At 66.3% G+C, this 24,278-nt stretch carries 21 protein-coding genes; 9 read left to right on the forward strand and 12 right to left on the reverse strand.

All coding sequences use genetic code 11. The features are described from left to right. Positions 1–135: 135 nt before the first annotated feature. The 3 genes from G486_RS0102580 (at position 136) to G486_RS0102590 (ending at position 5,553) form a co-directional block, all read left to right on the forward strand. Positions 136–2,316: a cyanophycin synthetase gene (locus G486_RS0102580; protein WP_027014126.1), complete on the forward strand. Its 2,181-nt coding sequence runs from the start codon at positions 136–138 to the stop codon at positions 2,314–2,316. 66 nt (positions 2,317–2,382) lie between these two features. Beyond that, positions 2,383–4,965 carry a cyanophycin synthetase gene (cphA, locus tag G486_RS0102585; RefSeq protein WP_027014127.1) on the forward strand — a complete coding sequence of 861 codons (2,583 nt, stop codon included), beginning with the start codon at positions 2,383–2,385 and terminating at the stop codon, positions 4,963–4,965. A 72-nt stretch (positions 4,966–5,037) separates the two neighbouring features. Further along, positions 5,038–5,553, forward strand: coding sequence for a CreA family protein (locus tag G486_RS0102590; RefSeq protein ID WP_156919857.1), 516 nt, complete (start codon positions 5,038–5,040; stop codon positions 5,551–5,553). 9 nt (positions 5,554–5,562) lie between these two features. Here G486_RS0102590 and G486_RS21360 read toward each other — a convergent pair whose 3' ends face one another. The 3 genes from G486_RS21360 to G486_RS0102605 are packed head-to-tail and all read right to left on the reverse strand — an operon-like array spanning position 5,563 to position 9,055. Next, complete coding sequence (locus G486_RS21360; protein WP_034386417.1) at positions 5,563–6,828, reverse strand: DUF1254 domain-containing protein; 1,266 nt, start codon at positions 6,826–6,828, stop codon at positions 5,563–5,565. After that, complete coding sequence (locus G486_RS21365) at positions 6,825–8,063, reverse strand: DUF1254 domain-containing protein (RefSeq protein ID WP_051303039.1); 1,239 nt, start codon at positions 8,061–8,063, stop codon at positions 6,825–6,827. The genes G486_RS21360 and G486_RS21365 overlap by 4 nt, the downstream gene beginning before the upstream one ends. Then, the gene (locus G486_RS0102605) at positions 8,063–9,055 is read right to left on the reverse strand and encodes a Bug family tripartite tricarboxylate transporter substrate binding protein (RefSeq protein WP_027014129.1); all 993 of its coding nucleotides are present in this window, start codon (positions 9,053–9,055) and stop codon (positions 8,063–8,065) included. Before G486_RS0102605 ends, G486_RS21365 begins: the two co-directional genes overlap by 1 nt. 344 nt (positions 9,056–9,399) lie before the next feature. Between G486_RS0102605 and G486_RS0102615 the strand changes: the two genes are divergently transcribed. Then, entirely contained in the window at positions 9,400–9,999 is a 600-nt protein-coding gene (locus tag G486_RS0102615; RefSeq protein WP_051303041.1) for a TetR/AcrR family transcriptional regulator, read from the forward strand. A gap of 3 nt (positions 10,000–10,002) precedes the next feature. Here G486_RS0102615 and G486_RS0102620 read toward each other — a convergent pair whose 3' ends face one another. Next, on the reverse strand, positions 10,003–11,949 hold the full coding sequence (locus tag G486_RS0102620; protein ID WP_245587222.1) for an alkyl/aryl-sulfatase: 1,947 nt from the start codon (positions 11,947–11,949) through the stop codon (positions 10,003–10,005). 248 nt (positions 11,950–12,197) lie between these two features. Beyond that, complete coding sequence (locus tag G486_RS0102625; RefSeq protein WP_027014132.1) at positions 12,198–13,109, reverse strand: LysR family transcriptional regulator; 912 nt, start codon at positions 13,107–13,109, stop codon at positions 12,198–12,200. A gap of 194 nt (positions 13,110–13,303) precedes the next feature. Between G486_RS0102625 and tsaA the strand changes: the two genes are divergently transcribed. Next, positions 13,304–13,786: a tRNA (N6-threonylcarbamoyladenosine(37)-N6)-methyltransferase TrmO gene (gene tsaA / locus G486_RS0102630; RefSeq protein WP_027014133.1), complete on the forward strand. Its 483-nt coding sequence runs from the start codon at positions 13,304–13,306 to the stop codon at positions 13,784–13,786. Positions 13,787–13,806: 20 nt separating this feature from the next. Here the strand turns inward: tsaA and G486_RS0102635 are convergent, their stop codons facing one another. Further along, positions 13,807–14,019, reverse strand: coding sequence for a TOBE domain-containing protein (locus G486_RS0102635; RefSeq protein ID WP_027014134.1), 213 nt, complete (start codon positions 14,017–14,019; stop codon positions 13,807–13,809). A 287-nt stretch (positions 14,020–14,306) separates the two neighbouring features. Between G486_RS0102635 and G486_RS0102640 the strand changes: the two genes are divergently transcribed. From G486_RS0102640 to G486_RS0102650, 3 genes are all read left to right on the forward strand, one after another. Next, the gene (locus tag G486_RS0102640) at positions 14,307–15,386 is read left to right on the forward strand and encodes a YeiH family protein (protein WP_027014135.1); all 1,080 of its coding nucleotides are present in this window, start codon (positions 14,307–14,309) and stop codon (positions 15,384–15,386) included. Positions 15,387–15,754: 368 nt separating this feature from the next. Further along, a complete protein-coding gene (locus tag G486_RS21370) occupies positions 15,755–16,237 on the forward strand; it encodes a MarR family winged helix-turn-helix transcriptional regulator (protein ID WP_034386422.1) in 483 nt (160 codons plus the stop codon). Next, positions 16,234–18,228 (forward strand): FUSC family protein, encoded by a 1,995-nt coding sequence (locus G486_RS0102650; RefSeq protein WP_034386425.1) that lies wholly within the window; start codon positions 16,234–16,236, stop codon positions 18,226–18,228. Before G486_RS21370 ends, G486_RS0102650 begins: the two co-directional genes overlap by 4 nt. Before the next feature lie 165 nt (positions 18,229–18,393). Here G486_RS0102650 and G486_RS0102655 read toward each other — a convergent pair whose 3' ends face one another. Both G486_RS0102655 and G486_RS0102660 read right to left on the reverse strand, forming a co-directional pair. Further along, on the reverse strand, positions 18,394–19,851 hold the full coding sequence (locus tag G486_RS0102655) for an NAD-dependent succinate-semialdehyde dehydrogenase (RefSeq protein ID WP_027014137.1): 1,458 nt from the start codon (positions 19,849–19,851) through the stop codon (positions 18,394–18,396). A gap of 159 nt (positions 19,852–20,010) precedes the next feature. Next, positions 20,011–20,922, reverse strand: coding sequence for a DMT family transporter (locus G486_RS0102660; RefSeq protein ID WP_051303043.1), 912 nt, complete (start codon positions 20,920–20,922; stop codon positions 20,011–20,013). A gap of 97 nt (positions 20,923–21,019) precedes the next feature. Here G486_RS0102660 and G486_RS0102665 point away from each other — a divergent pair, with 97 nt between their 5' ends. Beyond that, the gene (locus G486_RS0102665; RefSeq protein ID WP_027014139.1) at positions 21,020–22,375 is read left to right on the forward strand and encodes an aminotransferase-like domain-containing protein; all 1,356 of its coding nucleotides are present in this window, start codon (positions 21,020–21,022) and stop codon (positions 22,373–22,375) included. On the opposite strand, the gene G486_RS23895 is transcribed toward G486_RS0102665, so the two are convergent. The 4 genes from G486_RS23895 to G486_RS0102685 form a co-directional block, all read right to left on the reverse strand. Beyond that, the gene (locus G486_RS23895) at positions 22,365–22,538 is read right to left on the reverse strand and encodes a hypothetical protein (RefSeq protein ID WP_211233745.1); all 174 of its coding nucleotides are present in this window, start codon (positions 22,536–22,538) and stop codon (positions 22,365–22,367) included. The genes G486_RS0102665 and G486_RS23895 overlap by 11 nt on opposite strands. Before the next feature lie 127 nt (positions 22,539–22,665). After that, positions 22,666–23,280 (reverse strand): LysE family translocator, encoded by a 615-nt coding sequence (locus G486_RS0102675; RefSeq protein ID WP_027014140.1) that lies wholly within the window; start codon positions 23,278–23,280, stop codon positions 22,666–22,668. A 104-nt stretch (positions 23,281–23,384) separates the two neighbouring features. Next, positions 23,385–23,627: a helix-turn-helix domain-containing protein gene (locus tag G486_RS0102680; RefSeq protein WP_027014141.1), complete on the reverse strand. Its 243-nt coding sequence runs from the start codon at positions 23,625–23,627 to the stop codon at positions 23,385–23,387. Between the two features lie 9 nt (positions 23,628–23,636). Continuing rightward, positions 23,637–24,203, reverse strand: coding sequence for a DUF2975 domain-containing protein (locus G486_RS0102685; protein WP_245587223.1), 567 nt, complete (start codon positions 24,201–24,203; stop codon positions 23,637–23,639). Between the last annotated feature and the right edge of the window lie 75 nt (positions 24,204–24,278).

Here is a 24,278-nt window from a genome sequence, read left to right on the forward strand (position 1 = left end):
CGCGGCATGCTTGTTCAACGCACCAGCCCCGATTCAGGCTGACACATGGAAGATGTGTTTTTTGGGCGCACAATCAGCTCCCGTTCTCTGGCGGCTCCAGCCCGGGTCGCCGTTCATGCTTAATTGCTGACCAACATGGCGAAATTCAAAGACATACAACTTCTGCGCACCACTTATTTGCGCGGCCCCAGCGTCTGGACCTACCGCCCCGTTCTGGAAGTCTGGCTGGACCTGGGCGAACTCGAAGACCACCCCTCCAACAAGATTCCCGGCTTCAACGCGCGCCTCACGAGCTGGCTGCCCGATCTTGTCGAGCACCACTGTGGCGTGGGCGAACGCGGCGGCTTCATACAGCGCCTCGAAGGCGGCACCTGGATGGGCCATGTGCTGGAGCACGTCATCATAGAGCTGCTCAATCTGGCCGGCATGCCAGCCGAGTTCGGCCAAACGCGTGAGATTTCACAACGCGGGGTCTACCGCATGGTGTTCCGCTGCCCCGAGGAGGCCGTGGCGCGCGTGGCTCTCGAGCATGGCCACAGGCTCATCATGGCGGCCATCAACGACGAGCCCTTCGATCTCAGGCCCGCCATCCAGGCCATCAAGACGGCCATCAACGACCGCTATCTGGGCCCCTCCACAGGCTGCATCGTCGATGCTGCCAGCGAGCGCCGCATTCCCCATATCCGCCTCAACGACGGCAATCTGGTCCAGCTCGGCTATGGAGCAGCGCAGCGCCGCATCTGGACCGCCGAGAGCGACCAGACCAGCGCCATTGCCGAAGGCATTGCCCAGGACAAGGATTTCACCAAGCGCCTGCTGACCGCCTGCGGCGTGCCCGTTCCCGAAGGCCAGGTCGTGGACAGCCCCGAGGAGGCCTGGGACGTGGCTCAGGACATCGGTTTTCCCGTCACCGTCAAACCCTCGGACGGCAACCACGCGCGCGGCGTGACGCTGGAACTCTCCCGCGAGGCCGACATCAAGGCCGCCTTCGCGCTGGCCCAGCCAGAAGGCTCGGACGTGATCGTCGAGAAGTTCATCGATGGCATCGAGCACCGCCTGCTGGTGGTGGGCGGCAAGGTCGCGGCGGCCACCAAGGGCGAGACCGTGTCCGTGCATGGCAATGGCCGCTCCACGCTGCGCGAGCTGGTGGACGTGCTCAACCAGGACCCGCGCCGAGGCCCCGAGCAGGAATACCCGCTGGACTGGATCAACCTGGAGGCCGGCGCCGTCAAGCTGGAGCTCAACCGCCAGCAGGTCAGCCCCGACTCCGTCATCCCCCAGGGCCAGAGCGTGCTGCTGCAGCGCAACGGCAACATGGCCATTGACTGCACCGACGATGTCCATCCCGACGTGGCCTACTACGCGAGCCTGGCCGCCAAGATCGTGGGCCTGGACATTGCAGGCATGGACATGATTTTGAAGGACGTCTCCAAGCCCATGAAGGAGCAGGGCGGCGCGATTTTGGAGGTCAATGCCGGCCCCGGCCTGCTCATGCACCTCAAGCCCACCAGCGGCGCGCCGCGTCCCGTGGGCATGGCCATCGTCGATCATCTGTTTGCGCGCACCGAAGAGGATACGGGCGCAGGCCGCATTCCCCTGGTGGGCATCGTGGGCACGCGCGAGAACGGCTTCATTTCCCGCCTCGTGGGCTGGCTGCTGCAGCTGTCGGGCAAGCTCACGGGCGTGGCCTGCAGCGAAGGCATGTTCCTTGCAAACCGCCAGACGCAGAAAATCAATACCGCCAACTGGGCCGGTGCCCACCGCCTGCTGACCAACCGCCTGGCCGAGGCTGCCGTCATAGAGACCACGGCGCGCTCCATACTCGACGAAGGCCTGGCCTACGACCGCTGCCTGGTCGGCGTGGTCACCGACATGGACGGCTACGAGAGCCTGGCCGATCACGACGTGCTCGATCAGGAGCGCATGACGCGCGTGCTGCGCACGCAGATCGACGTGGTGCTCGACGAGGGCGCGGGCGTGCTCAATGCCGACATCGCGCAGGTCGCCGATCTCGCGCGCCTGTGCGATGGCGAGGTGCTGTTCTATTCGACCAGTGCCGACAATCCCCTGATCGCCGAGCATTGCAGCAAGCCCGAAGGCCGAGCGGTGTTCGTGCGCAAGCAGCAGGTCGTTCTGGCCACAGGCGGCAACGAGCGCGTGCTGGGCACGCTGGATGCGCTGAGCCTGCCCGGCGGACGCCGGCCCGACACTCCGGCCCTGCTGGCCGCGATTGCCACGGCCTGGTCCATGGACATTGCGCCCGACCTGATCGCCGCCGGCATCAAGACCTTTGAATACACGGCCACGGCAGCCTGAGGCGCACCACCCACGTTGACATGCAAAGCCGGCTCCACGAGAGCCGGCCTTCCGAAAGAAGAACCTATGCAGATCACCCGCATCCGAGCCCTGCGCGGCCCCAACCTCTGGACCCGCAGCACCGCCATCGAGGCCGTAGTCAGCTGCGAGCCGCATGAGCTCGACTACTCCGCCCTGGCCGGCTTCGAGGACCGGCTGCGCGCGCGCTTTCCCAAGATCGGCGTGCTCCAGCCCCATGGTGCGGACCAGCACCTGTCCCTGGCCCATGTGCTGGAAACCGCAGCCCTGTCGCTGCAGGCCCAGGCCGGCTGCCCCGTGACCTTCAGCCTCACGCGCGACACGCTGGAGAGCGGCACCTACCAGGTCGTGGTCGAGTACACCGAGGAAGCCGTGGGCCGCCTGGCCATGGAGCAGGCCCTGGCCCTGATCCAGGCCGCCCAGGCCGATACCGCCTTTGACACCAGCCGGCTGATTGCCGAGCTGCGCGAGCTCGACGAGGACGAGCGCGTAGGCCCGTCCACAGGCTCCATCGTGGATGCGGCCGTGGCGCGCGGCATACCGTTTCGGCGCCTCACCTCGGGCTCGCTGGTGCAACTGGGCTGGGGCTCCAGGGCACGCCGCATACAGGCGGCTGAACTTGATACCACGAGTGCGGTGGCCGAGTCGATTGCGCAGGACAAGGACCTGACCAAGCGCCTGCTGCACGCGGCCGGCGTGCCCGTGCCCATGGGCCGGCCCGTGAGCGACATCGAAGACGCCTGGGCCGTGGCCCAGGAAGTCGGCCTGCCCGTGGTCGTCAAGCCCCAGGACGGCAACCAGGGCAAGGGCGTGACCGTGAACATCAGCACGCGCAAGCAGCTCGATGACGCCTATGCCACGGCCAGGGAATACGGCGACGAAGTCATGGTCGAGCGCTTTCTGCCCGGCCACGACTTCCGCCTGCTCGTGGTCGGCAACCAGCTGGTGGCAGCGGCCCGCCGCGAGCCGCCCCAGGTGCTGGGCGACGGAACGCATACCGTGCGCGAACTCGTCGACATCGTCAACCAGGACCCGCGCCGCGGTTCGGGCCACGGCACGGCGCTGACCAAGATACGCCTGGACGACATCGCCCTCGCGCGCCTTGCGGGCGAAGGGCTCACGCCCGAGTCCGTGCCCGTGCAGGGCCAGCGCGTGGTGCTGCGCAACAACGCCAACCTCTCCACGGGCGGCAGCGCCACCGATGTCACCGACGACGTACACCCCGACATCGCCGCGCGCGCCGTGGAGGCCGCCCAGACCATAGGCCTGCACATCTGCGGCGTGGACGTGATCTGCGAGACCATGCTGCGCCCGCTGGAAGAGCAAAACGGCGGCATCGTCGAAGTCAATGCCGCACCCGGCCTGCGCATGCACCTCGCGCCCTCGTATGGCCGTCCGCGCAACGTGGGCGTGCCCATGGTGGACGAGCTGTTCGCGCCGGGCCAGGACGGGCGCATCCCCCTGGTCGCCGTCACCGGCACCAACGGCAAGACCACGACCACGCGATTGATCGCCCACCTGTTCACGGCCCAGGGCTGGCGCACGGCCATGACGAATACCGATGGCGTCTACGTCAACGGCCGCCAGATCGACAGCGGCGACTGCTCGGGGCCCAGAAGTGCCCGCAACGCCCTGGCCCACCCCGAGACCGATGCGGCCGTGCTCGAATGCGCGCGCGGCGGCATTCTGCGCGAAGGCCTGGGCTTCGACCGCTGCCAGGTGGCCGTGGTCACCAATGTGGGCGCGGGCGACCATCTGGGCCTGAACTACATCCACACCGTGGAAGACGTGGCCGTGCTCAAGCGCGTCATCGTGCAGAACGTGGCCACCAGCGGCTATGCGGTGCTCAACGCGGCCGACCCCCTGGTCGCGGCCATGGCCAGCACCTGCCCGGGCAAGGTGATCTACTTTGCCGTGGACCGCCACCACCCCGTGATGGCCACGCACCGCGCCCAGGGCAACCGCGTGATCTACGTGGACGGCGAGCAGCTGGTCGTGGCCGAAGGCTCGTGGCGCGAGACCGTGGCCCTGCGCGAGATACCGATTACACGCGGCGGCGCGATCAGCTTCCAGGTCGAGAACGTCATGGCCGCCGTGGGCGCGGCCTGGGCCTGCGGCCTGTCCTGGCAGACCATTCGCCGCGGCCTCGCAGGCTTTCTGAACGACAGCGACAACGCGCCCGGACGCTTCAACGTCATGGACTACCGAGGCGCCACGCTGATCGCCGACTACGGCCACAACCCCGACGCCATACGCGCCCTGGTCCAGGCCGTGGATGCCATGCCCGCCAACCGGCGCAGCGTGGTCATCAGCGGCGCGGGCGACCGGCGCGACCAGGACATCAGCGAGCAGACCCGGATCCTGGGCCAGGCCTTTGACGACGTCATCCTCTACCAGGATGCCTGCCAGCGCGGCCGCGCCGACGGCGAGGTTCTGGCCCTGCTGCAACAAGGCCTGCAGGGCGCGCCGCGCTCAAGCTATGTGACCGAGATCCATGGCGAGTTCGCGGCCATCGACCATGCGCTGCAGCGCCTGTCTCCCGGCGATCTGTGCCTGGTGCTGGTCGACCAGGTCGAGGAGGCGCTGGCCCATTTGCGTGCCCATGTACAAGCCGCGCAGCAACCCGCATAAGTCTTCAAGAAAAATAGCTGCAAGCGCTTGCTATACGGCAATTTCAAACGGTTTTCAATCTGAAACGACGATATGACAAGCGCTGGCAGCTCTTTTTTTGGAAGCAACAACCCGGGTCGCCTTCTGATCGCGGCCTGGCTGGCCGTGACGGCCCTCACGGGCTGTGGCGCGCGGGCCGAATCCGTGGGTGCGGTGGACACCGTGTTCAAGTTTCTCGGCCCCGACCACAAGATCGTGGTCGACGCCTATGACGACCCCAAGGTCCAGGGCGTGACCTGCTATGTCTCGCGCGCCAAGACCGGGGGCATCAAGGGTGGGCTGGGCCTGGCCGAGGACCGCTCCGAAGCCTCGATCAGCTGCCACCAGACCGGCCCCATAGAGATTCCCGCGCCGCTCAGGCAGCAGGAGGAAGTGTTCAGCGAACGCACCTCCCTGCTGTTCAAGCGCCTGCGCGTGGTGCGCATGGTCGATGCCAGGCGCAACACCCTGATCTACATGAGCTACTCGGACCGCGTCATCGAAGGCTCGCCCCAGAACAGCGTCGCGGCCGTGCCCGTGCCGCGCGACATGCCGATCCCGCTGCGCTGAGGCGGCTCATCAGTCCGCGCCATCCTCCACGGCCTGCAGCGGCGGCAGCCGCCAGCGGCCGTCGAGCAGCTCGGCGTCGGGCTCATAGCAGCGAAAGTACAGCGCATAGGCCTTGTCCTGCGGGGCCGGCAGCCAGTTGCCGCGCCGCTCGGGGCCCGGGTCGCGGCTGCCTATCCAGAGGTCGATGCCGCCATCCTCGCGCCTGCGCAGGCCTGGCATGCGGTCGTTGATCACATGGCGCTGCAAGGCATTCGGACTCAGGTAGAAGCCGCCATTCACGGACTCGTACAGGGTCAGAGACCAGAAGCCCTGCAGCGGCAGCCGCGCAGGCAGGCGCAGGCAATGGCTCTGGCCGCCTTCGAAAAGACCGCTGCCGTCCTCGCCCATGGCGCGCATGTACATGGCCTCGCTCACGGGCAGGGCCGCGAGACCGCGCACCGAGACGCGTGCGCGGTACAGCAGGTCCAGCCCGAAGCGCCCCAGGTTGCGGGCCGGATAGTTCCAGCCGTTCACACAGGACGCAGGCAGCGGAGGCTGGACCAGATCGGCACGCGCCAGCGCCACGCCCTGCTCCACGGCCTCCTGCTGGTCCGGGCCCCATGCGCCAGTGAGCACGGGTGCCAGGCGCTGCATCACGGCCTTACCCGCCTCGTCCAGCGCAGGCGCCTGGTCGGCCAGCATGCGGCCCACGGCATGCAGGTAGTTTCCAGCCGCAGCCTGCCGGTCCACGGCCACAGATCCTGCCGGCAGAAAGCCTGCACCGGCTGCAGCCTGGCGGACGCGAAACCCGTCCTGCAGTGCATGCACGCGCGCCGCATCGTCCGGCCCCTGGATCACGATGCGCAGCATGATGCAGGCCTGGCGCGTGCGCACACGGACCTGCAGGCCCGCTTCCAGCGCATCGTCTGCATGGTCGGGCCCGGTCAGCAAAACGCTGCCGCCTTGCACCGGCAGCGTGCGCCGGCTGAGCACGGCCTCGTTGTCGGTGAACATGTTCATCACGGCCACGGACCAGTAGCGCTGCTCGATGGCCGGAATGTCCAGCTTCACCGGCCCCGCGCGCAGATCCACCCAGCAAAACGAGTACAGCGTGTCGTTGTTGGGCGTGGTCAGGGAGCGGTCCTCCGCCATGGGCAGGCTGCGCATATGCAGAAACGCCCCCGGCCTCGCGCCTTGCGCCGCATGCCGGGCGCGCAAGGCCGACATCTCCACCAGGGGCAGACCGTAGAGCCAGGCCTCGCGCGCTGCAGCCTGCCAATCCATATGCTGCTTCATACGGCCTCCACCGGCGGCAGCCGCCATTGCCCGTCCAGCAGGCTGGGCTGGGGCAGATAGCAGCGCATGTACAGCGCAAACGCCCCGTGCGGCGGCGCAGGCAGCCAGTTCGCGGCCAGGTGGGCATCGGGGGCGCTGCGGGCGATCCAGATCACCAGGCTGCCGTCGGCCTCGCGCACCAGGCCCGGCATTCTGTCGTTCACAAGATAGCGGCCCAAGGGGTTGTCCACGAGGAACAGGCCCTGGGGCGTGGCCTCGTAAAGCGTGAGCGACCAGAAGCCGTCCACGGGCAGATGGGCCGGCAGATGCAGGCGAAAAGGCCCCGGGCCTTCGAAAAAGCCTGGCGCACCATCGCCGCGCGCACGCATGTACATGGCCTCGGCCACGGGCAGGGCCGCGAGGGCCGAGCGTGCAATGCGCGCACGGTAGAGATAGTCCTCGCCGAAATCGCCCAGGCAGGCCAGCGGATAGTCCCAGCCCTGCACGAACGCCCCGGGATCCGGCGCCTCGACCAGGGAGCGCGCCTGGGCCAGCCCCTGCTGCAAGGCCGTTGTCCAGGCGCTGTCCTGCAGAGCCTGCAGCACCCGGCTCATGGCAGTCTGGATAAAGCCATCCGGCTGCGGCGGCGGATTTTCCTCCAGCAAGCCCACAAGCTCGGCAAACAAAGAGATGTCGGGGTTGAGGGCACCCCGGGCCGGCAAGGGTGCGGGCACGGCCGGCGCCTCCAGCGCAAAGCCCTGCTGCACGGCCTGGGCTGCCGGCAGGTCGTCGTGCGCATCCGCGACCAGGATTCGCACAATCATCCAGCCACAGCTGGTGGGCAGTTGCACCACGTCTTCGCCGCGCGCAGGCGGGCTGGCGCCCGGCCCTTCTATGCGCAGCCGGGTGCCGGCCTGCGCAAGACGCGCACCGCTGAGTACGGCCACGTTGTTGCTGTACATGTCCAGAATCGCCACGGACACATAGCGCTCTCCTGCAGGTGGCAGGTGCAGCACGGCAGGGCCGTTGCGCGTATCGATCCAGGTGGACGAATACAGCGTATCCACATTCGGCGTGGTGACCACGCGCGCCCTGTGGTCGACCAGGCCCGGCCGGTGATGCAGCTGGTTGAGACTGCGCCCCCCGCTCGCATACAGATGCCGCATGCGTGCCATCTCCAGCAAGGGGGCGCCATAGACATAGGCATCACAGGCCGCCTGGCGGACCGTGTGCTCGCAAAGTTTGTCGGTAGGCATCAGTCCAGCGTCGCCCCCGATTGCTTTACCAGTTGCTGGTAGATGGGAAAGTCGGCGTCGTAACGCGCCTGGAACTGCTGGGGCGAGCCGGTCTTCATGCTGAAGCCTGCATCGGTGATGCGCTTGCGCACCTGGGGCTGGGCGCACACGATCTGGATATGCTCGGAGATCTGCCGGATGGCCTCCGGCGTCGTGCGCGCCGTCATGCCGAAGCCGATGAAGCCGACCACGGAATAAACGGAGTCGACCTCCCCCTGCTCCGCAAAAGTGGGCACGCCTGGCAGCGTCTCCATGCGCCGTGCACCCGTGACGCCGATGATTCTGAGCCGGCCGGCCTCGGCCATGGGCTTGAGGCTCAGCGCACTTGCAAACGCCATGTGTATGCCGCCGCCTATCAGCTCCTGCAGCATGGGCGCCTCGCCCTTGTAGGCCGCATGGACCATGCCTGCGCCGGTACGCTCGCTCATGTAAAAACCGGCCAGGTGCGGATAGGTCCCGATGCCCCAGGAGCCATAGGCCAGGCTGCCCTTGTTGGCCTTGAGAAAGCTCATCAGCTCGGCCACGTTGTGGACCGGCAGCTTGGGGTTGACCGCCAGGGCCAGGGGCGCATCGGCCACCTGGGACACGAGCGCCAGGTCGCGCCTGGGATCGTAGGGCATCTTCGAGTAGAGAAAGACATTCGTCAGCATGGGAGCCGTGATGCCCAGCACCAGGCTGCGTCCGTCCGTGGCCTTGATGGCAGCATCCACGGCCAGCATGCCACCAGCCCCTGGGCGGTTCTCCACCACCACGGGCTGGCCCAGTCGCTCGCCCAGCGGCTGGGCTATTTCTCGCGCGACGATGTCGATGCCGCCGCCCGCGTTATAGGGCACGATGATGCGCCAGGGGCCGCTGCCCGAAGCCTGGGCGAGCGCATTCTGGGTACACAGGGCCCCAGCCATGGCAAGCAGGGCCTGGCGCCGCTTCAAGGAATAGGTGTAGGAAGATGGCATGCTGATTGTCTCCTGGTCTCGTAATAGTTGTGTTGGCAAAGGCGCTCACTGCCAGCCAGCGACTGCCGCTCCCCCGAAGCCGGCCGGACTGAAAAGGCCTTGAACGCCCCGACCGCCCTCCACCGCCCGGACCTGGACGAAGAAGGTGGCCGCCATGGTCTATCTCCGCCATGCAGCCTGCTTCGATCACGGCCACGCAGGCCTTGCCGCCCCCGGGTTTCGTGCGTAATCGAATCCATGCTAGCCTTTTGGAAATGACTGGGAAAAGTGTAAGCAGAGCAGGGGTTTCAGGTGTTCGGAATGCGCAAGCAGGCCCACGCCTGGCCGCGCCGTCCGCACCAGAGTTGAGAAAGCGTCCGCAGCAGGCGCGCGCACGCGCCAGTGCCCAGGCGCTGCAAGAGGCCTTTGTTCGGGTTTTGATCGAGCGCGGCTATGCGAATACCACGATCCGCGAGGTCGCCTCGGTGGCCGGCGTGGGCATTGGCACTTTCTACGACTACTTCGGCAATCTGCATGCCCTGGCTGCGATGTGCATCAGCGAGACCGTCAAGGAGGCCGAGCGTGCGGCCCGCCGCGCCGTTCAGAGCCGCCGCGGCTGCACCACGCAGGAGATCGTCGACGCCATGCTCGACCAGCAGCTCAGCCACATCATGAAGAACCTGCCTGCATGGACGGCACTGTTTCTTCTGGAGCGCCAGCTCTCCACGCAACGCGCCTTCCGCCGCCACTACGAATCCTGGCTCGCCATGTGGCGCGAAACGCTGGAGTCGGCGAGCGACCCCCTGCCCCCGGAGCACATCGCCTCCGCCGCGCGCATGGCCCATGTGATCACCTATGGCTGGATATCCCAGTGCCTGCTCACCATGGACCCTCCGATACAGGAGCACAGGCTGCGCATGGATCTCGGCCTGGCCGTGCAGTCCTATCTGCGCAGCCTGGCCTGAACCTCAAGCGGCCGGCCCGGGCTCGGGCGTGACCACGTTGAACATCATGGGAAAGTCGTCGAGCCCGCCGAACAAGGCCTCGATCAGCCCCTGATCGCCCTCGATGCCGATCTCGCCACCGGCCAGCGCTGCCGCCACCGAGACCTGGCCCATGCTCAGCCGCGCCAGCGCCGCCAGTGTGGTCCTGACACTGGCCTCGGCCCTGGTCTCCACCTTGCCCGCCACATGGGTCAGGGTGCTGTTGGAGAGGGTCATGGCCAGATGCTCGCCCGCGTCCTCGAAATGCCAGTTGATCACGCAGCGCCGCTCGCCAAGCCTCGCGGGATTGAGGCGCACGGCCATGAGATCGAGCATGGTCGCCGGCGTCACGGCCTGCAGCAGATCGGGGCTCAGAAACGGCCGCCTGGGCAGCTGGATCACGCCCTGGCGCAGTTCCTGGGCGCCATACAGATAGGCATTGCGCCAGGTCGAGGATTCGGCCTGGTAGCCGAGCTGCTCGAAGGCATCGGCCAGCAGATGGCGCGCGCCCTCATGGGCAGCATCGGCAAACACCGCCTGGCCCATGACCTGGGCCACCCAGCGGTAATTGCCTTCGGCAAAATCCGCACGCGCCATCTCCACCGCGCGGTCTATGCCCCCCATATAGGCCATGGTCTTCAGGGCCGTGGGCACGGGCGGCAGCGGGTTGAGGTTTGCGGGATTGCCGTCGTACCAGCTCAGATAGCGCTGGTAGACCGCCTTGGCGTTGTGGCTCACGGTGCCGTAATAGCCGCGCATGCCCCATTGGCTGGCCAGGCCCGGCGGCAGTTCGAGCCGCTCGGAAATCTCGGCGGGCTTGCAGCCGTGGTTCATGAGGCGCACCGTCTGGTCGTGCACGTATTTGTAGAGGTCGCGCTGGTCCGCCAGAAACTCCAGGATCTGCTCGCGCCCCCAGGTAGGCCAGTGGTGCTGGCCTATCAGCACCTCGGTGCCCGGGCCAAAGCGCTCCATGGCATCGGACAGATAGTGCGACCAGATGCGTGGATCGCGCACCAGCGCACCGCGCAGCGGGCAGAAGTTGTGCAGCAGCCGGCAGGCGTTCTCCGCCATGTTGAGCACGCCGAAGCCCGGCATGAACATGTGCATCTCGGCCGGGGCCTCGGTGCCGGGTGCGAGGTGGAACACCATCTCCACACCGTCGATCACATGGGTTTCCACAGGCTCGCAGATTTCCTGCGTAGGAGCGATCAGCGTAATGCTGCCGCCGGCCGTGACCTTGCCCAGGCCTGCGTCCACCTGGCCCTGGGGGCCCTTGGCCAGCAGGCGGCCGAACTGGAACTGGCCGCGCCGGCTCATGGGGTTGCCGACCAGCACGTTCTCGCCGGCCACGCCCTCCATGAAGCCGCTGGGAGCAATCACCGCCACCTTGCCGGCCTGCACCTGGGCATCGTCGATCACACCCTTGACGCCGCCATAGTGATCGACATGGCTGTGGCTGTAGATCACGGCCACCACGGGCCGCCGGGGCCGGTGCAGGTAGTACAGCTCCAGCGCCGCCCTGGCCGCCTCGGCCGTGGTCAGCGGATCGATGAGAATCAGCCCGCTGTCGCCTTCGATGATGGTCAGATTCGCAAGATCCAGGCCGCGCACCTGATAGACGCGCTCCACGACCTTGAACAGGCCATGGATCATGTTGAGCCTGGCCATGCGCCACAGGCTGGGGTTGACCGTGTCCGGCGCCTCGTGCTGCAGCAGAAAGGCATATGCAGAAAAGCTCCAGAACACGCTGCCGTCCGGCGAGCGCAGCGTGCCGTCCGGGGTGTCATAGCTGCCCACAAAGCCTTTGCGTGCATCTGCAAAATCACGCTCGTCGTCAAACGGCAGCCCGGCCTTCACGGCCTCGTTCATCTGCTGCGTGGCCCTGGTGGCCGGCTTGGGCTTGCCATCCAGGGAATCGAGGCCTTGCGCCATAAACATGTCTCCTATCGCTTTGTTCTCCGGTCAGTATAGAAGTCATGGCGCAGCAGCATGTTCGGAAATCAAGTACCGCACCAACCCCGCCCTGACGCAGAGAAAGCCGTCACCTGTGGATGCACCCAAGGCGAAAGCACGGCTCAAGCGGAGCCAGCGTTCGGTTTGGAGCAGCGCCGGATAAAGACCGGGGCGGCTTGCAGCCCTTGCTCCACAAGTGCTGCCTGCTCTTGATAAAGAAGCACCAGCTAATTGCGCTGCCCGGCCTCCTCGGCACAGGCCTCGACAAAGGCGAGCACGGCCGGCGAGCGCTGCCGGCCCGCGCGCTGGACCAGGGAGAAGGAGCGCCACATCCTGGGCAGCGTGGTCGGCAGCACGGCGAGCTCGCCCGCGTCCACCAGGGCCTGGACCAGCACACGCGACAGGCAGCTGATGCCCAGGCCCTGGGCCACGCAGCGCGCAATCGCCTCCGAGCTGCCCAGGGTCGCGGCTGCGGGCAACTGGTGCAGATGCGGCAGCAGTGCGTGCTCCACCATTTCGCGCGTGCCCGAGCCCGCTTCGCGCAGCAGCCAGCGCGCCGTGCGCAGCACCGTGACGCCCAAGGGCTTGCGCGCCGCCAGCGCGACCAGCGGATCATGCGCAGCAGCGACGATGACCAGCTCGTCGCGCAGCCAGGGCTCGACCTCCAGGCCCGGCCAATGGCTGGCACCCTCGATCAGACCCAGATCGGCCTGCAGCGACTCCACGGCCTCGCCCACTTCATGCGTGTTCGCGATCTGCAGGTCCACGCTGATCTGCGCATGGCTTTGGGCCAGGCGCGCAAGCACTGCCGGCAGCGCATAAGTGCCTATGGTGGTGCTGGCCGCCACGCGCAGCCTCACCGCCAGCCCGGGCGCACCGGGAGCAAAGGCCTGCTCCATGCGGCGCGCCTGCTCCAGCAGGCCCAGGGCCTCGGGCAGCAGGGCCCGGCCCGCATCGTTGAGCACCAGGCGCTTGCCCACACGCTCGAACAGCTGCGCGGCAAGCGCCAGCTCCAGCTGCTGCAGGGCCGCACTCGTTGCCGACTGGGACAGGGCAACGGCATCGGCTGCGGCCACCGTGGTGCCGGCCTGGGCCACGGCACAGAAGATCTCCAACTGCCTCAAGGTGATGCGCAACATGGGTCAAGCACTTTCCGCTATGTCGATAAAGGCCGCTCAAGGAGCGGACTATGGTCTTGCCGCCACAGGCTCTGCCGCGGCGCACCTGCGCCCATCGAGGTGCGCCATGCCTGGGCCTGCGGCAGGATTTTCCGCTGTATCCATGAGAACATCAGGCCTCAGCCCATGTCCAGAGAGCAAGCAGCAGGCCCGCCATGACCGACCCCATCACCATGCGCCCCATAGGCGTGATCCGCAGCCCCTTCCAGACGACTCTGGGCATGCCCATACAGACCGTGGCGGCGGCCGGGGTAGAGGGCACGCTCGAAGTCTTCGAGCCCTTTGCCCCGGGCCTGCGCGATATCGAAGGCTTTGAATACCTGATCGTGCTCACGCATCTGCACCAGGCCACGGAAAAGCTGGAAGTCGTGCCCTTCATGGACACCGTGAGCCACGGCGTCTTTGCGACCCGCGCACCGGCGCGGCCCAATCGCATAGGCCTGTCCATCGTGCAACTGGTGGAGGTCCAGGGCCGTGTGCTGCGCTTTCGCGGCAACGACATGCTCGACGGCACGCCGGTACTGGACATCAAGCCCTATGTGCCCCGGCTGGATCTACGCACCACCGAGCGCATAGGCTGGTTCGACCAGGGCTTGCAGCGCCTGCCTTCCACGCTCTCCGACGAACGCATGAAGTAGGCGCGGGCCAGAAGGCCGGCTCAGTCGTCGACGCCAATCATCACCGACGAGGCCTTGATCAGGCCATAGGCCTGCACGCCCTCCTTCAGTCCCAGGGCCTGGGCCGAGGTGCTGGTGATCGTGGACGTGATCTGCACACCGGGCGCGATCTCCAGCGTGACCTCGGTGGACACGGGACCGCGCACGATGGAGACCACCTTGCCGGGAAGAATATTGCGGGCGCTGATTTTCATGGACAACTCCGGTTCAGTCAGGGCATGCAGCACATGCCGATAGCCGTGCATTCTCGCACCGACCCAGGGGCGGCCTGCTGATCTGGCGCAGGCACGCAAGCGCTTTACCCCCTGCCAGCGCTTGCCGCAATGACCTGAAAAACTCCTGTGCAAGCGATCCTTCACCTGTTTTATCGATTGATTTTAGAAAAACTAATCGTTATGAAAATATAACCAACAAATCTAAAGTACCTGCAGGCCAGGCCCCACTCTTTTCTTGCACGACCCGGGACCGGTCCCAAGGCACCATGAACACCTCCGCCATTTCTTCTTCCCGGCCCCACGGCTGGATGCACAAAACCACAGCCCTGCTCCCCGGCCTGCTGCTGGCCGGCGCGATTGCCGCCGTGGCCACCTGGGCGGCGGGCTTCGAAGCCGTTTCCTCCAAGGGACTGAGCCCGCTGACGCTGGCCATCCTCATGGGCCTGGTCATGGGCAACACCGTCTACCCGACCCTGGCCGGCACCTGCAACAGCGGCGTGGGCTTTGCCAAGCAGCGCCTGCTGCGCCTGGGCATCATTCTTTACGGCCTGCGTCTCACATTTCAGGACATAGGCCAGGTCGGCATGGCCGGCGTGCTCATCGATGCGCTGGTGCTGAGCAGCACCTTCCTGCTCGCCCAGTGGATAGGCCAGAGCCTGCTGGGCATGGACCGGCGCACGACCCTGCTCATCGGCGCGGGCCACAGCATCTGCGGCGCGGCCGCCGTGCTGGCCGCCGAGCCCGTGGTCAAGGGCCGCAGCGAGGACGTGGCCGTGGCCGTGGCCACCGTGGTGGTGTTCGGCACCATCAGCACCTTTCTCTATCCGGCCCTGTTCCGCCTGAACATCCAGCACGGCTGGATGGCCGCCGACCTGCTGCAATACGGCATGTACGTGGGCTCCACGGTGCACGAGGTGGCCCAGGTCGTGGCCGCCGGCGAAGCCATAGGCCCTCTGGCCACCGATGTGGCCGTGATCTCCAAGATGGTGCGCGTGATGATGCTGGCGCCGTTCCTGCTGATCCTGTCCATGTGGCTGTCGCGCAGCGAGCGCTCCCAGGACGCGGCCGCTGGCGGCAGCCGGATCATGATTCCCTGGTTCGCCGTGGGCTTTGTGGTCATGGCCGGCATCAACTCCCTGGGCGTGCTGCCCAGGCCCGTGGTGACTGCGGGCATCCAGTTCGACAACGCCCTGCTGGCCATTGCCATGGCGGCCCTGGGCCTGACCACCCATGTCAAGGCCGTGCGCGCCGCAGGCGCCAGGCCGCTGCTGCTCACGGCCTTGCTGTTCGTCTGGCTGCTGGTCGCCGGCCTGGCACTGAATGTCTGGATACCCAGACTGTTCTAAGAGCGTGTTTACGATCTCTACGCAGGCGCGTTGGAGCGCAATCGGGATGAGTTCGAGTCGATGGGGCGCAGCTTGCACCGGGGTGCAAGCAAGCTTTAGCGCTAGAAAATAGCCCGATTTCGCTCCAACCCTTCGGGACAGTGCCTTTGCGGGCGCGCCGCGAGGAGATCGTGAACGCGCTCTAAAAAATAAAAAGAGAGCTGCTAGCGCTTGCCTGTAAACGATTTTATATAGAAATCACTTTGAAACCATGATCTGGAGAGCGCAAGCCGCTCTCCTTTTTTATTTCAGCACAAGCCCGCGCATTCCATGGGGGCTCCAATAGTTTGCAATGCAAATTATTTGAAAGAGCAGCAGAATCAGGCCCCATGTCTTTTGCCCAAGCTCCTGCTCGCGCCCGTCTGGGTTTTTCCATGGTCACCCTGGTCCGTCAGTGGCGGCGCCAGGTCGAGGAGCAACTGGCCGCCGACGGCCTGACCGATGCTACCTGGGCGCCGCTGTTGCACCTGCGCGCCTGGGGTGATGGCGTCACGCAAAAGCAGCTGGCCGAAAGCGTGGGCCTGGACGGCTCCAGCCTGGTGCGGCTGCTGGACATACTCCAGGGCCATGGCTGGATAGAGCGCCGCGCCGATCCCGACGACCGGCGCAACAAGCGCATCTTTCTGACCCCGCAAGGCAACCAGGCCGTGGACCGCGTGCGCGCCACCATGCTGCAGGCCGAGCTGGCCATGCTCCAGGATCTGCAGGACAGCGAGGTCGATGCCATGCTGGCCGGTCTGGACAAGATCCGCGCGCGCATGAACGCGCTGCGCACGCCGGCCGCCTCTTCCGCAGGCGAGGCGCGCGCATGAGCAGCGAGAGCGCCTATGCAAGCCGCTACGGCCGGTGGCTGAGCCGCGCCACGCGCTGGGGCTTCGATGCCGCGCGCCTGCGCCAGCACCTGCGCACCGCCTTTGCGGCCTGCCTGGCCCTGATCGCCGCCTGGCAGTTGGGACTGGATCATCCCCAGTGGGCGGCGATGACGGTCTGGGCCGCGTCCCAGCCGCTGCGCGGCCAGTTGCTGGAGAAGAGCTTTTTCCGCGTCGCAGGCACCGTGGTCGGCACAGCCGTGGGCGTGGGCCTGGTGCTGCTGGCTCAGGGCAATCTGGCCTGGCTGATCACGGGGCTCGCGATCTGGCTCGGGCTTTGCGCAGGCATAGGCAATCTGCAGCGCAGCTTCGTCTCCTACGGCACCATGCTGTCCGGCTATTCGGCGGCCATGGTGGCCTTGCTGGACACGGGCCGGCAGGGCGATGTCTTCGCGCTGGGCTGGGACCGCCTGTTCACGGCCTTGACGGGCGTGTTCGCGGCCCTGCTCGTGGGCTGGCTGTTCACGCCCAAGGGCTCGGGCATTCCCGGCAATGCCGAGCTGCGCCAGCTGTGCGCCCGCCTGCTGCGCGATCTGGCCGACGGCCTGCAGGCGCGCGGGCGCTCGTCCCTGGGCTCGCAGGAGCTGGCCCGGCGCCTGCTGGCCATGAGCGCCATGGAAGACGGTCTGGACGCGCATGGTGCAGGCTCCATGCGCTCGCGCGAGGCCGTGCGCTCCATGCGCAGACTCATGAACGCCCAGATCTCGGCCCTGCTGTGGCTGCGCGATGCGCCCAGCCTGCCCGAGCCCAAGGGCCTGAACCAGGCCGATGCCGAGCAGGCAGCCCAGGCCTTGCGCGAAGCCGCCCTCCTCCTCGAAACCCAGGCCCAGCCCCATGAGGCCGTGACCCGGCTCGCCGAGGCGCGCCAGGCGCTCACCGGCTGGCATGCGGCCGCCGAGGTCCTGACCCCGCTCACCCTCTCGCTGCAAGCCCATATAGCCGCTGCCGGCAACACGCCGCTGCCGGCCGCCCACGGCGCGCGCCAATGGCCCGTGGTGCTGCACAGCGACTGGCTGGGCGCGCGCCGCGCCATGCTGCGCGCAGCCCTGTCCATCGTGATCGCCGGCATGTTCTGGATTGCCACGGGCTGGGAAGGCGGCGCCTACATGCTGCTGGGCCTGTCCATCATGCTCACCGTCTTCTCCAGCTTCGAGAACCCTGCGGCCACCATGCGCCACGTGGTGATAGGCCAGGCCCTGGGCGTTCTCGTGGCCCTGGCCTGCCAGTGGCTGGTCTGGCCTTTCGTGCACGGCCCGGCTTCGCAGGTGCTGAGCATGCTGCCCTTCATCTACCTGGGCGCCCTGCTGTTTTCGCACCGGCGCACCATGCTCTCGGGCTATGACTGCTGCATGGTGCTGCTGCTTTTGCTCTACCCCCTGCAGGTGCAGGACAGCGGCTTTGCACACTCCCTGGCCCTGGGTCTGGCCGTGGTTGCGGGGCCGCTGGCCGGCTGGGCCGCCTACCGCTTCATATTGCCCGTGACGCTCAAAGGCAGGCTGCAAGCGCTGCACAGCATGATGGTCCACGATCTGCAGGACATGGCGGCCACGCAACTGCATGCGCGCGACGCCCGGGCCTGGCGCGCACGCCTGTACCACCGGCTCATCAGCCTGGTGCGCCTGACCGAACAGGCCGGCGGCCAGCACAGCAGCCAGGCCGCCGAATCCGGCATCGCCACCCTGCACCTGGGACGCGCCATACAAAGCCTGCACGAGCTGGCTCATGACCGTCACCTGCCCGAAGGCACGCAACGCGCCCGGCGTGCCGCCCTGCTGCGGCTGCAGCAGCTGCAGGCCAGGCCCGAGGCCAGCGCCCGCCTGCTCCAGGCGCTGGCACTGCGCCTAGCTGCCAACCATGCGCCCGAAGCCAGGCTGCTGGACAAGGCCGCCCGCGAGCTGCGTCAGCATCTGGATTTTTTTGCGGGCAGCATCTAAAAACCAAGCCGCACCGCAGACCATACAAACATGCGGGTCATGCATGCCATGCCCAAGGGATTGCTCTTGTCTCGGCAGAACAAAACCATGGCCAGAGCCGCCTCGCGGCGAAGGCCTCGCCCCTGGGGGAAAGACGTCCTTCACCGCGAGGCGGCTCAGGGAGGATCAGACCGCAGCGATGGAGACGGCCTTGGAGATCAGATAGGCCTCCAGCGCCTCGGGCCCGCCCTCGGAGCCATAGCCCGAGTCCTTGATGCCGCCAAAAGGCATTTCGGCGGAAGCCACGGCCGGCTGGTTGATCCACAGCATGCCGGTCTCCACGCGCCGGGCCAGCAGCTGCGCGGTCTTGATGGAGCGTGTGAACGCATAGGCTGCGAGCCCATAGGACAGGCGATTGGCCTCGGCGATTGCCTCGTCCAGATCGTCAAAGCCGCGCACCGCAGCCACGGGGCCAAACGGTTCCTGGTTGAAGATCTCGGCGCTCAAGGGCACATCGCCCAGCACCGTGGGCGCAAAGAAGTTGCCCTTCTCGCCCAGTGCCTTGCCGCCGGCCAGCAGCTTGGCGCCCTGCTTTTGCGCATCCTCGATGAGCGCGGTCAGGGCAGTCACGCGGCGCGGATTGGCCAGCGGGCCCATTTGCGTGTCCTGCTCCAGGCCGTTGCCGACCTTGAGCGCCTCGGCATGGGCCACCAAAGCGCGCGTGAACGCCTCGCGCACGCTGTTGTGCACCAGAAAGCGCGTGGGCGAGATGCAGACCTGGCCTGCATTGCGGAACTTGGAGACACCTGCGGCCTTGACGGCCAGGGCCACATCCGCATCCTCGGCCACGATCACGGGCGCGTGGCCGCCCAGCTCCATGGTGCAGCGCTTCATGTGCTGACCGGCCAGGGCCGCAAGCTGCTTGCCCACGGCCGTGGAGCCCGTGAAGGTGATCTTGCGGATCACGGGATGGGCAATCAGGTAGGAGGAAATCTGGGCCGGATCGCCATAGACCAGGCCGATCACCCCCGCAGGCACTCCCGCATCCACAAAGCACTTGAGCAGGGCTGCGGGCGCAGCCGGAGTTTCCTCGGGCGCCTTGCACAGGAACGAGCAGCCCGTGGCCAGGGCGGCGCCGATCTTGCGCACGATCTGGTTGATGGGAAAGTTCCAGGGCGTGAACGCAGCCACCGGACCCACGGGCTCCTTGATGACCAGTTGCTGCACATCGATCTTGCGCGAGGGCACGATGCGGCCATAGATGCGCAACGCCTCGTCGGCAAACCACTCGATGATGCCCACACCGGCCAGCACCTCGCCCCGGGCCTCGACCAGGGGCTTGCCCTGCTCCTGGGTCAGCAGCGCGGCAATCTCGTCGGCCCGCTCCTTGAGCAGGGCGGCCGCGCGGCGCATGATGGCACCGCGCTCGTGCGCGGATACGTCGCGCCACAGCGCAAAGCCTTTTTCCGCAGCCGCCAGCGCGCGATCGAGGTCCGCAATGTCCGCATGGGCCACATGACCAATCACCTCGCCCGTGGCAGGGTTGCGCACGGCGATTTTCCTGCCGCCCGCAGCGTCCTGCCATTGGCCGTCGATGAGCAATTGGGTGTCCTGGTAGGCGGTTGCATGGTTTGCAGCGTTCATCTGATGTCTCGGAGGCGCAGGCCTTCATCCCCCTTTGATGTCCGGGGCCTGCTGGTTGATGTGCAAGGGGAGCTTGATTCTAGAGTCTGCTCGGATTATTTACGCCTCTCTTGCCAAGCATGAAAAGACCCTATGCCCAGACTGCGGATTCATGCAGGCTCAGGCAGCGAAGCGCCGCACGCACGCCACGCACAACAACACGCCCACGGTCACACCCAACATGGCCGGGCTCACGGCTTCGTCCAGCAACCAGGCCGCCAAGGCAAAACCCAGCAAGGGCTGCAACAGCTGCAACTGGCCCACGGCCGCAATCCCGCCCTGGGCCAGGCCCCGGTACCAAAAAACAAAACCCAGCCACATGCTGCACAAGGCCACATAGGCCAGCGACCACCAGGCCGGGGCCCGCACCTGTGTCAGATCGCTGGGCCACAGCCACAGCGTCAGCGGCAGCATCACCGGCAGCGACAGCACCAAGGCCCAGCTGATGACCTGCCAACCGCCCAGGCTGCGCGACAGCCTGGCGCCTTCGGCATAACCCAGACCGCACAGGGCCACGGCCAGCAGCATCAGCGCGTCGCCCTGCCACGATGACGCGCCCCCCTGGACCAGCGCAAAGCCCATGACCAGGGCAGCGCCCAGCAGCGAGAACAGCCAGAACGCGGGCCGCAGACGTTCCCCCCCGCGCCACACGCCACACACCGCGGTGCACAGCGGCAGCAAGGCCACCCAGACAATGGAATGCGCTGCCGTGACCTGCTGCAGCGCCAATGCGGTCAGCAGCGGAAAGCCCAGCACCACGCCCAAGGCGACTACGAGCAGAGAAGCAATCTGGCTGCGCATGGGGCGCTTTTGTTTGAATAGCAGCAACACTGCCAAGGCCAGCACCGCAGCCATGCTGGCCCGGGCCACCGTCAGCCACAGTGGCGGCAAATCCAGCACGGCCAGGCGCGTGGCCGGCAGCGAGCCGCTGAAGATCACCACGCCAATCAGGCCGTTGAGCCAGCCTTGCGAAGCCTGCGGGCTGTGGGTGTGGGGAGAGGGGGAAGGAAAGGGGGAGGCAATCAAAGTCATAGCGGTGTGCTGCAAAACAAAAAACCAGAGCAGGCCATGCTAGGCCTCAATACCAATACAATCAAAAAATTGTCATGCATACAAAAGCCTGAAGACCATGTCACGCACCCGCACCTCCCGCTACCAGTTGGTGGTCGATCGCCTGGCCGCAGCCATACGCAGCGGGCAGTTGCCCGCTGGCAGCCGTTTGCCCACCCACCGGCAACTGGCGGCACGTGAAGGCCTGGCCCTGGTCACGGCCAGCCGTGTATATGCCGAGCTGGCCGCCATGGGCCTGGTCAGCGGCGAAACCGGGCGTGGCAGCTTTGTGAAGGAAACCGCCCTGCCCCCGGGCCATGGTCTCGACATTCCCCCTGCTCCGGCGGGCAGCATGGACCTGAGCTTCAACATGCCCACCCAACCCGGCCAGGCCGAGTTGCTGCGCACCGCCTTGCGCCAACTGGCCCTGACCGGCGACCTGGACGCCTTGCTGCGCTACCAGCCCCATGGTGGCCGCCCGCGCGACCGCGCCGCCGTGGCCCAGCATCTGCACAGCCGCGGCCTGCAGGTGGGGGGCGAGCAGGTGGTGTTGACGGATGGCGCACAGCATGGGCTGACCGTGTCCTTGATGGCGCGGCTGGCACCCGGCGATGTGGTGGCCGTGGACGCACTGAGCTACCCCGGCTTCAAACTGCTGGCCCAGCAGCTGCACCTGGAGCTGCTGCCCATTCCCAGCACCCCCCAGGGACCGGATATGGCGACGCTGCAGCAGCTATGCCAGCAGCGCAGCGTGCGTGCCATCTACGCCCAGCCCACGCTGCACAACCCCCTGGGCTGGGTGCTCCCGCTTTCGCAGCGCCAACAGCTGGTGGAGATTGCCCGCAGCCATGATTTGACCTTGATAGAAGACGCGGCCTATGCCTATCTGGCAGACCCGGCGCCGCCGCCGTTGGCCGCACTGGCACCGGAGCGCACGCTGTATGTGTCGGGCCTGTCCAAAAGCGTGGCCTCCGGGCTGCGTGTGGGCTGGGTGGCGGCACCTCCGGCCTGGGTGCCCGCCCTGGAGCGCGCCATACGCGCCACCACCTGGAACACCCCCGGGGTGATGACGGCCATGGCCTGCGGCTGGCTGGAGGACGGCACCGTGGCCCAGCTCGAGACCAGCAAACGCGCCGATGCCCGCCAGCGCCAGCAGATCGCCACCCGCGTGCTGGGCGCACTGCTGCCCGAGCTGCCGCGCATGGCCCACCCCCACTCCTACTTTCTGTGGCTGCCGCTGCCACCCGAGGTGCGCGCAGACCAGGTGGCCCAGGCCTTGCTGCAGCAGCATATTGCCGCCTCCACGGCCCAGCCTTTTGCCACCACGGCGCAGACGCCGCACGCGCTGCGCCTGGCGCTGGCATCGCTGCCCCTGCCCTTGCTGGAGCAGGCACTGCAGCAAGTGGGGCAAACGGTGCTGGATTTCAGCGCTTGAGCCAGCCCTGACGCCGCTGCCACAGCCCATCCACCATGACCCCCAGCGCAATGCCCACGCCATAGGCCAGCAGATCCAGCGGATCAAAGCCATTGCCCAGCACCAGATAGGCCAACAGCGCGAGCCGCCAGCGGGAACGGTGGAAAGCGGGAGAAGCAGGCATGAAAAACCAGGGCCGGAATGCCTCCGGCTAGCAAGTGCAGCGCAAGTGCAGCAAGGGCTTTCAACAGCCCCACAGTCATATCAAGCGATTCTAGGCAAGAGTATCTGCACTCCTGCTTGTGCATGCCCTATTTCTCGGTGAATGCCAGCTTGACGCCCAGCCCTGCAAAGGCCGAGGCAAAGCCATAGCGCAGCCACTGCTGCACAGCGTTTGACTCCATGACCAAGCGGCGAAACGCATGGGCCAGCCAGCCATAGGCCACAAACACCGCAAACGTCATGCCCATGAACACGGCGCTGAGCAGCAACAGCTGCAGCAGCGGCTGGCTGGCGCCCTGGGGCACAAACTGCGGCAAAAAGGCCAGAAAGAAAATGGTCAACTTGGGATTGAGCACATTCATCAACACCGCCTTGATGACCAGGCTGCGCGCCGATGTCCTGGCCACGCTGCCATCCACGGCGAAGGCGGACTTGTCACGCCAGGTGGCCCAGGCCACATAGAACAGATAGGCCACGCCCGCATATTTGAGCAACTGGAATGCCAGGGCGCTGGTATGCATCAGCGCCGCCAGGCCCAGCACCGTGGCCAGCAGGTGGGGGACAATGCCCAGCGTGCAACCCAGGGCAGCATAAAGACTGGCTTTACGCCCTTGTACCAAGCCCGTGGACACGGTGTAGACCACACCGGTGCCGGGAATCAGCACCACCACCAGCGAGGTCAGCAAAAACTCCAGACTGATCATGCGTGCACTCCTTGGCAACAAGATGATGAATGCGGCAGTCTATCCAGCCCTGCTCCAAGCCGACGCCATGGCCTCACGGCGGGCGGGGCGAAAAGCGCAGCCGATTAGAGTGTGCCCTCCTCGCCATCGGCGGTCTCGGCACCGCCCGGCACATAAACCAGCACATCACCGGGCGTGCAATCCAGATGGCGGCAGATCGCATCCAGCGTGGCCAGCCGCATGCCCTTGACCTTGCCCTGCTTGAGCAGGGAGAGGTTTTGTTCCGTGATGCCTATGGCCGCAGCCAGGTCCTTGGACTTGACCTTGCGCCTGGCCAGCATCACATCGAGTGCAATTTCAATCGCCATGGTCTGCCGTCACACAAACTGCTGGTTTTCGGCATGCAGATCACAGGCGCGCTGCAGAATCCGGGCGATGGCGATCACGCAGGCCGCCAGAAACAGGGCGATAAACACCGGCGGCTCCAGGCTCAACGTCAGCATGCGCTGGCCCACGGGCGCCAGCATGGTGAGCCACAAACCCAGCACCGGCTCGCAGACAAAGTCCAGCACCACCCAGGCCACAAGGGCGCGGCCCAGGCGCTCCATATGCCCATAGGCCGAATGCACAAAGTAGTTGCCGCCGGCGTATTGCCGGAACAGCGCCCGCAGCTGCAGCAGCCCATAGGCCATGGCCAGCAGCGGAATGCAGGAGATCAGCGCCGCCCCCAACAACTGCCACCAAGGCATGGCCAGCACATCGACACCGGCCATAGCGACCATGCGCTGGGTCAGCGCAAAACTCAGCCCGGCGCCCCCCTCCACCTGACCCAGTGCAGGGAAGAACCAGCTGGCAGCATTCAGCACCAGCATGGCCACCACCAGCAGCAAGGCCGCCGCCGCAATGTACTGGCTGTTGCGCGCCAGCGAATCCTGTGTTTTCACCATCCATCCTTTGGAGTTCAAGATGGCGCGACTGTAGCAAAAATTATCGTTTTACGATAATTTTTTATTGATTTA

This window comes from Comamonas composti DSM 21721, from assembly GCF_000429845.1.
Lineage (GTDB): Bacteria > Pseudomonadota > Gammaproteobacteria > Burkholderiales > Burkholderiaceae_C > Comamonas > Comamonas composti.

Excerpts from the sequence above, each read along its gene's own strand:
- G486_RS0102605 (WP_027014129.1), bottom strand. The coding sequence starts at position 9,055 with ATGCCATCTTCCTACACCTATTCCTTGAAGCGGCGCCAGGCCCTGCTT.
- G486_RS0102620 (WP_245587222.1), bottom strand. The coding sequence starts at position 11,949 with ATGGCGCAAGGCCTCGATTCCCTGGATGGCAAGCCCAAGCCGGCCACC.
- G486_RS0102590 (WP_156919857.1), top strand. The coding sequence starts at position 5,038 with ATGACAAGCGCTGGCAGCTCTTTTTTTGGAAGCAACAACCCGGGTCGC.
- cphA (WP_027014127.1), top strand. The coding sequence starts at position 2,383 with ATGCAGATCACCCGCATCCGAGCCCTGCGCGGCCCCAACCTCTGGACC.
- G486_RS21365 (WP_051303039.1), bottom strand. The coding sequence starts at position 8,063 with ATGCCTACCGACAAACTTTGCGAGCACACGGTCCGCCAGGCGGCCTGT.
- G486_RS23895 (WP_211233745.1), bottom strand. The coding sequence starts at position 22,538 with ATGCCTGCTTCTCCCGCTTTCCACCGTTCCCGCTGGCGGCTCGCGCTG.
- G486_RS0102665 (WP_027014139.1), top strand. The coding sequence starts at position 21,020 with ATGTCACGCACCCGCACCTCCCGCTACCAGTTGGTGGTCGATCGCCTG.
- G486_RS21360 (WP_034386417.1), bottom strand. The coding sequence starts at position 6,828 with ATGAAGCAGCATATGGATTGGCAGGCTGCAGCGCGCGAGGCCTGGCTC.
- G486_RS21370 (WP_034386422.1), top strand. The coding sequence starts at position 15,755 with ATGTCTTTTGCCCAAGCTCCTGCTCGCGCCCGTCTGGGTTTTTCCATG.
- tsaA (WP_027014133.1), top strand. The coding sequence starts at position 13,304 with ATGACCGACCCCATCACCATGCGCCCCATAGGCGTGATCCGCAGCCCC.
- G486_RS0102580 (WP_027014126.1), top strand. The coding sequence starts at position 136 with ATGGCGAAATTCAAAGACATACAACTTCTGCGCACCACTTATTTGCGC.
- G486_RS0102635 (WP_027014134.1), bottom strand. The coding sequence starts at position 14,019 with ATGAAAATCAGCGCCCGCAATATTCTTCCCGGCAAGGTGGTCTCCATC.
- G486_RS0102655 (WP_027014137.1), bottom strand. The coding sequence starts at position 19,851 with ATGAACGCTGCAAACCATGCAACCGCCTACCAGGACACCCAATTGCTC.
- G486_RS0102680 (WP_027014141.1), bottom strand. The coding sequence starts at position 23,627 with ATGGCGATTGAAATTGCACTCGATGTGATGCTGGCCAGGCGCAAGGTC.
- G486_RS0102625 (WP_027014132.1), bottom strand. The coding sequence starts at position 13,109 with ATGTTGCGCATCACCTTGAGGCAGTTGGAGATCTTCTGTGCCGTGGCC.
- G486_RS0102675 (WP_027014140.1), bottom strand. The coding sequence starts at position 23,280 with ATGATCAGTCTGGAGTTTTTGCTGACCTCGCTGGTGGTGGTGCTGATT.
- G486_RS0102660 (WP_051303043.1), bottom strand. The coding sequence starts at position 20,922 with ATGACTTTGATTGCCTCCCCCTTTCCTTCCCCCTCTCCCCACACCCAC.
- G486_RS0102640 (WP_027014135.1), top strand. The coding sequence starts at position 14,307 with ATGAACACCTCCGCCATTTCTTCTTCCCGGCCCCACGGCTGGATGCAC.
- G486_RS0102650 (WP_034386425.1), top strand. The coding sequence starts at position 16,234 with ATGAGCAGCGAGAGCGCCTATGCAAGCCGCTACGGCCGGTGGCTGAGC.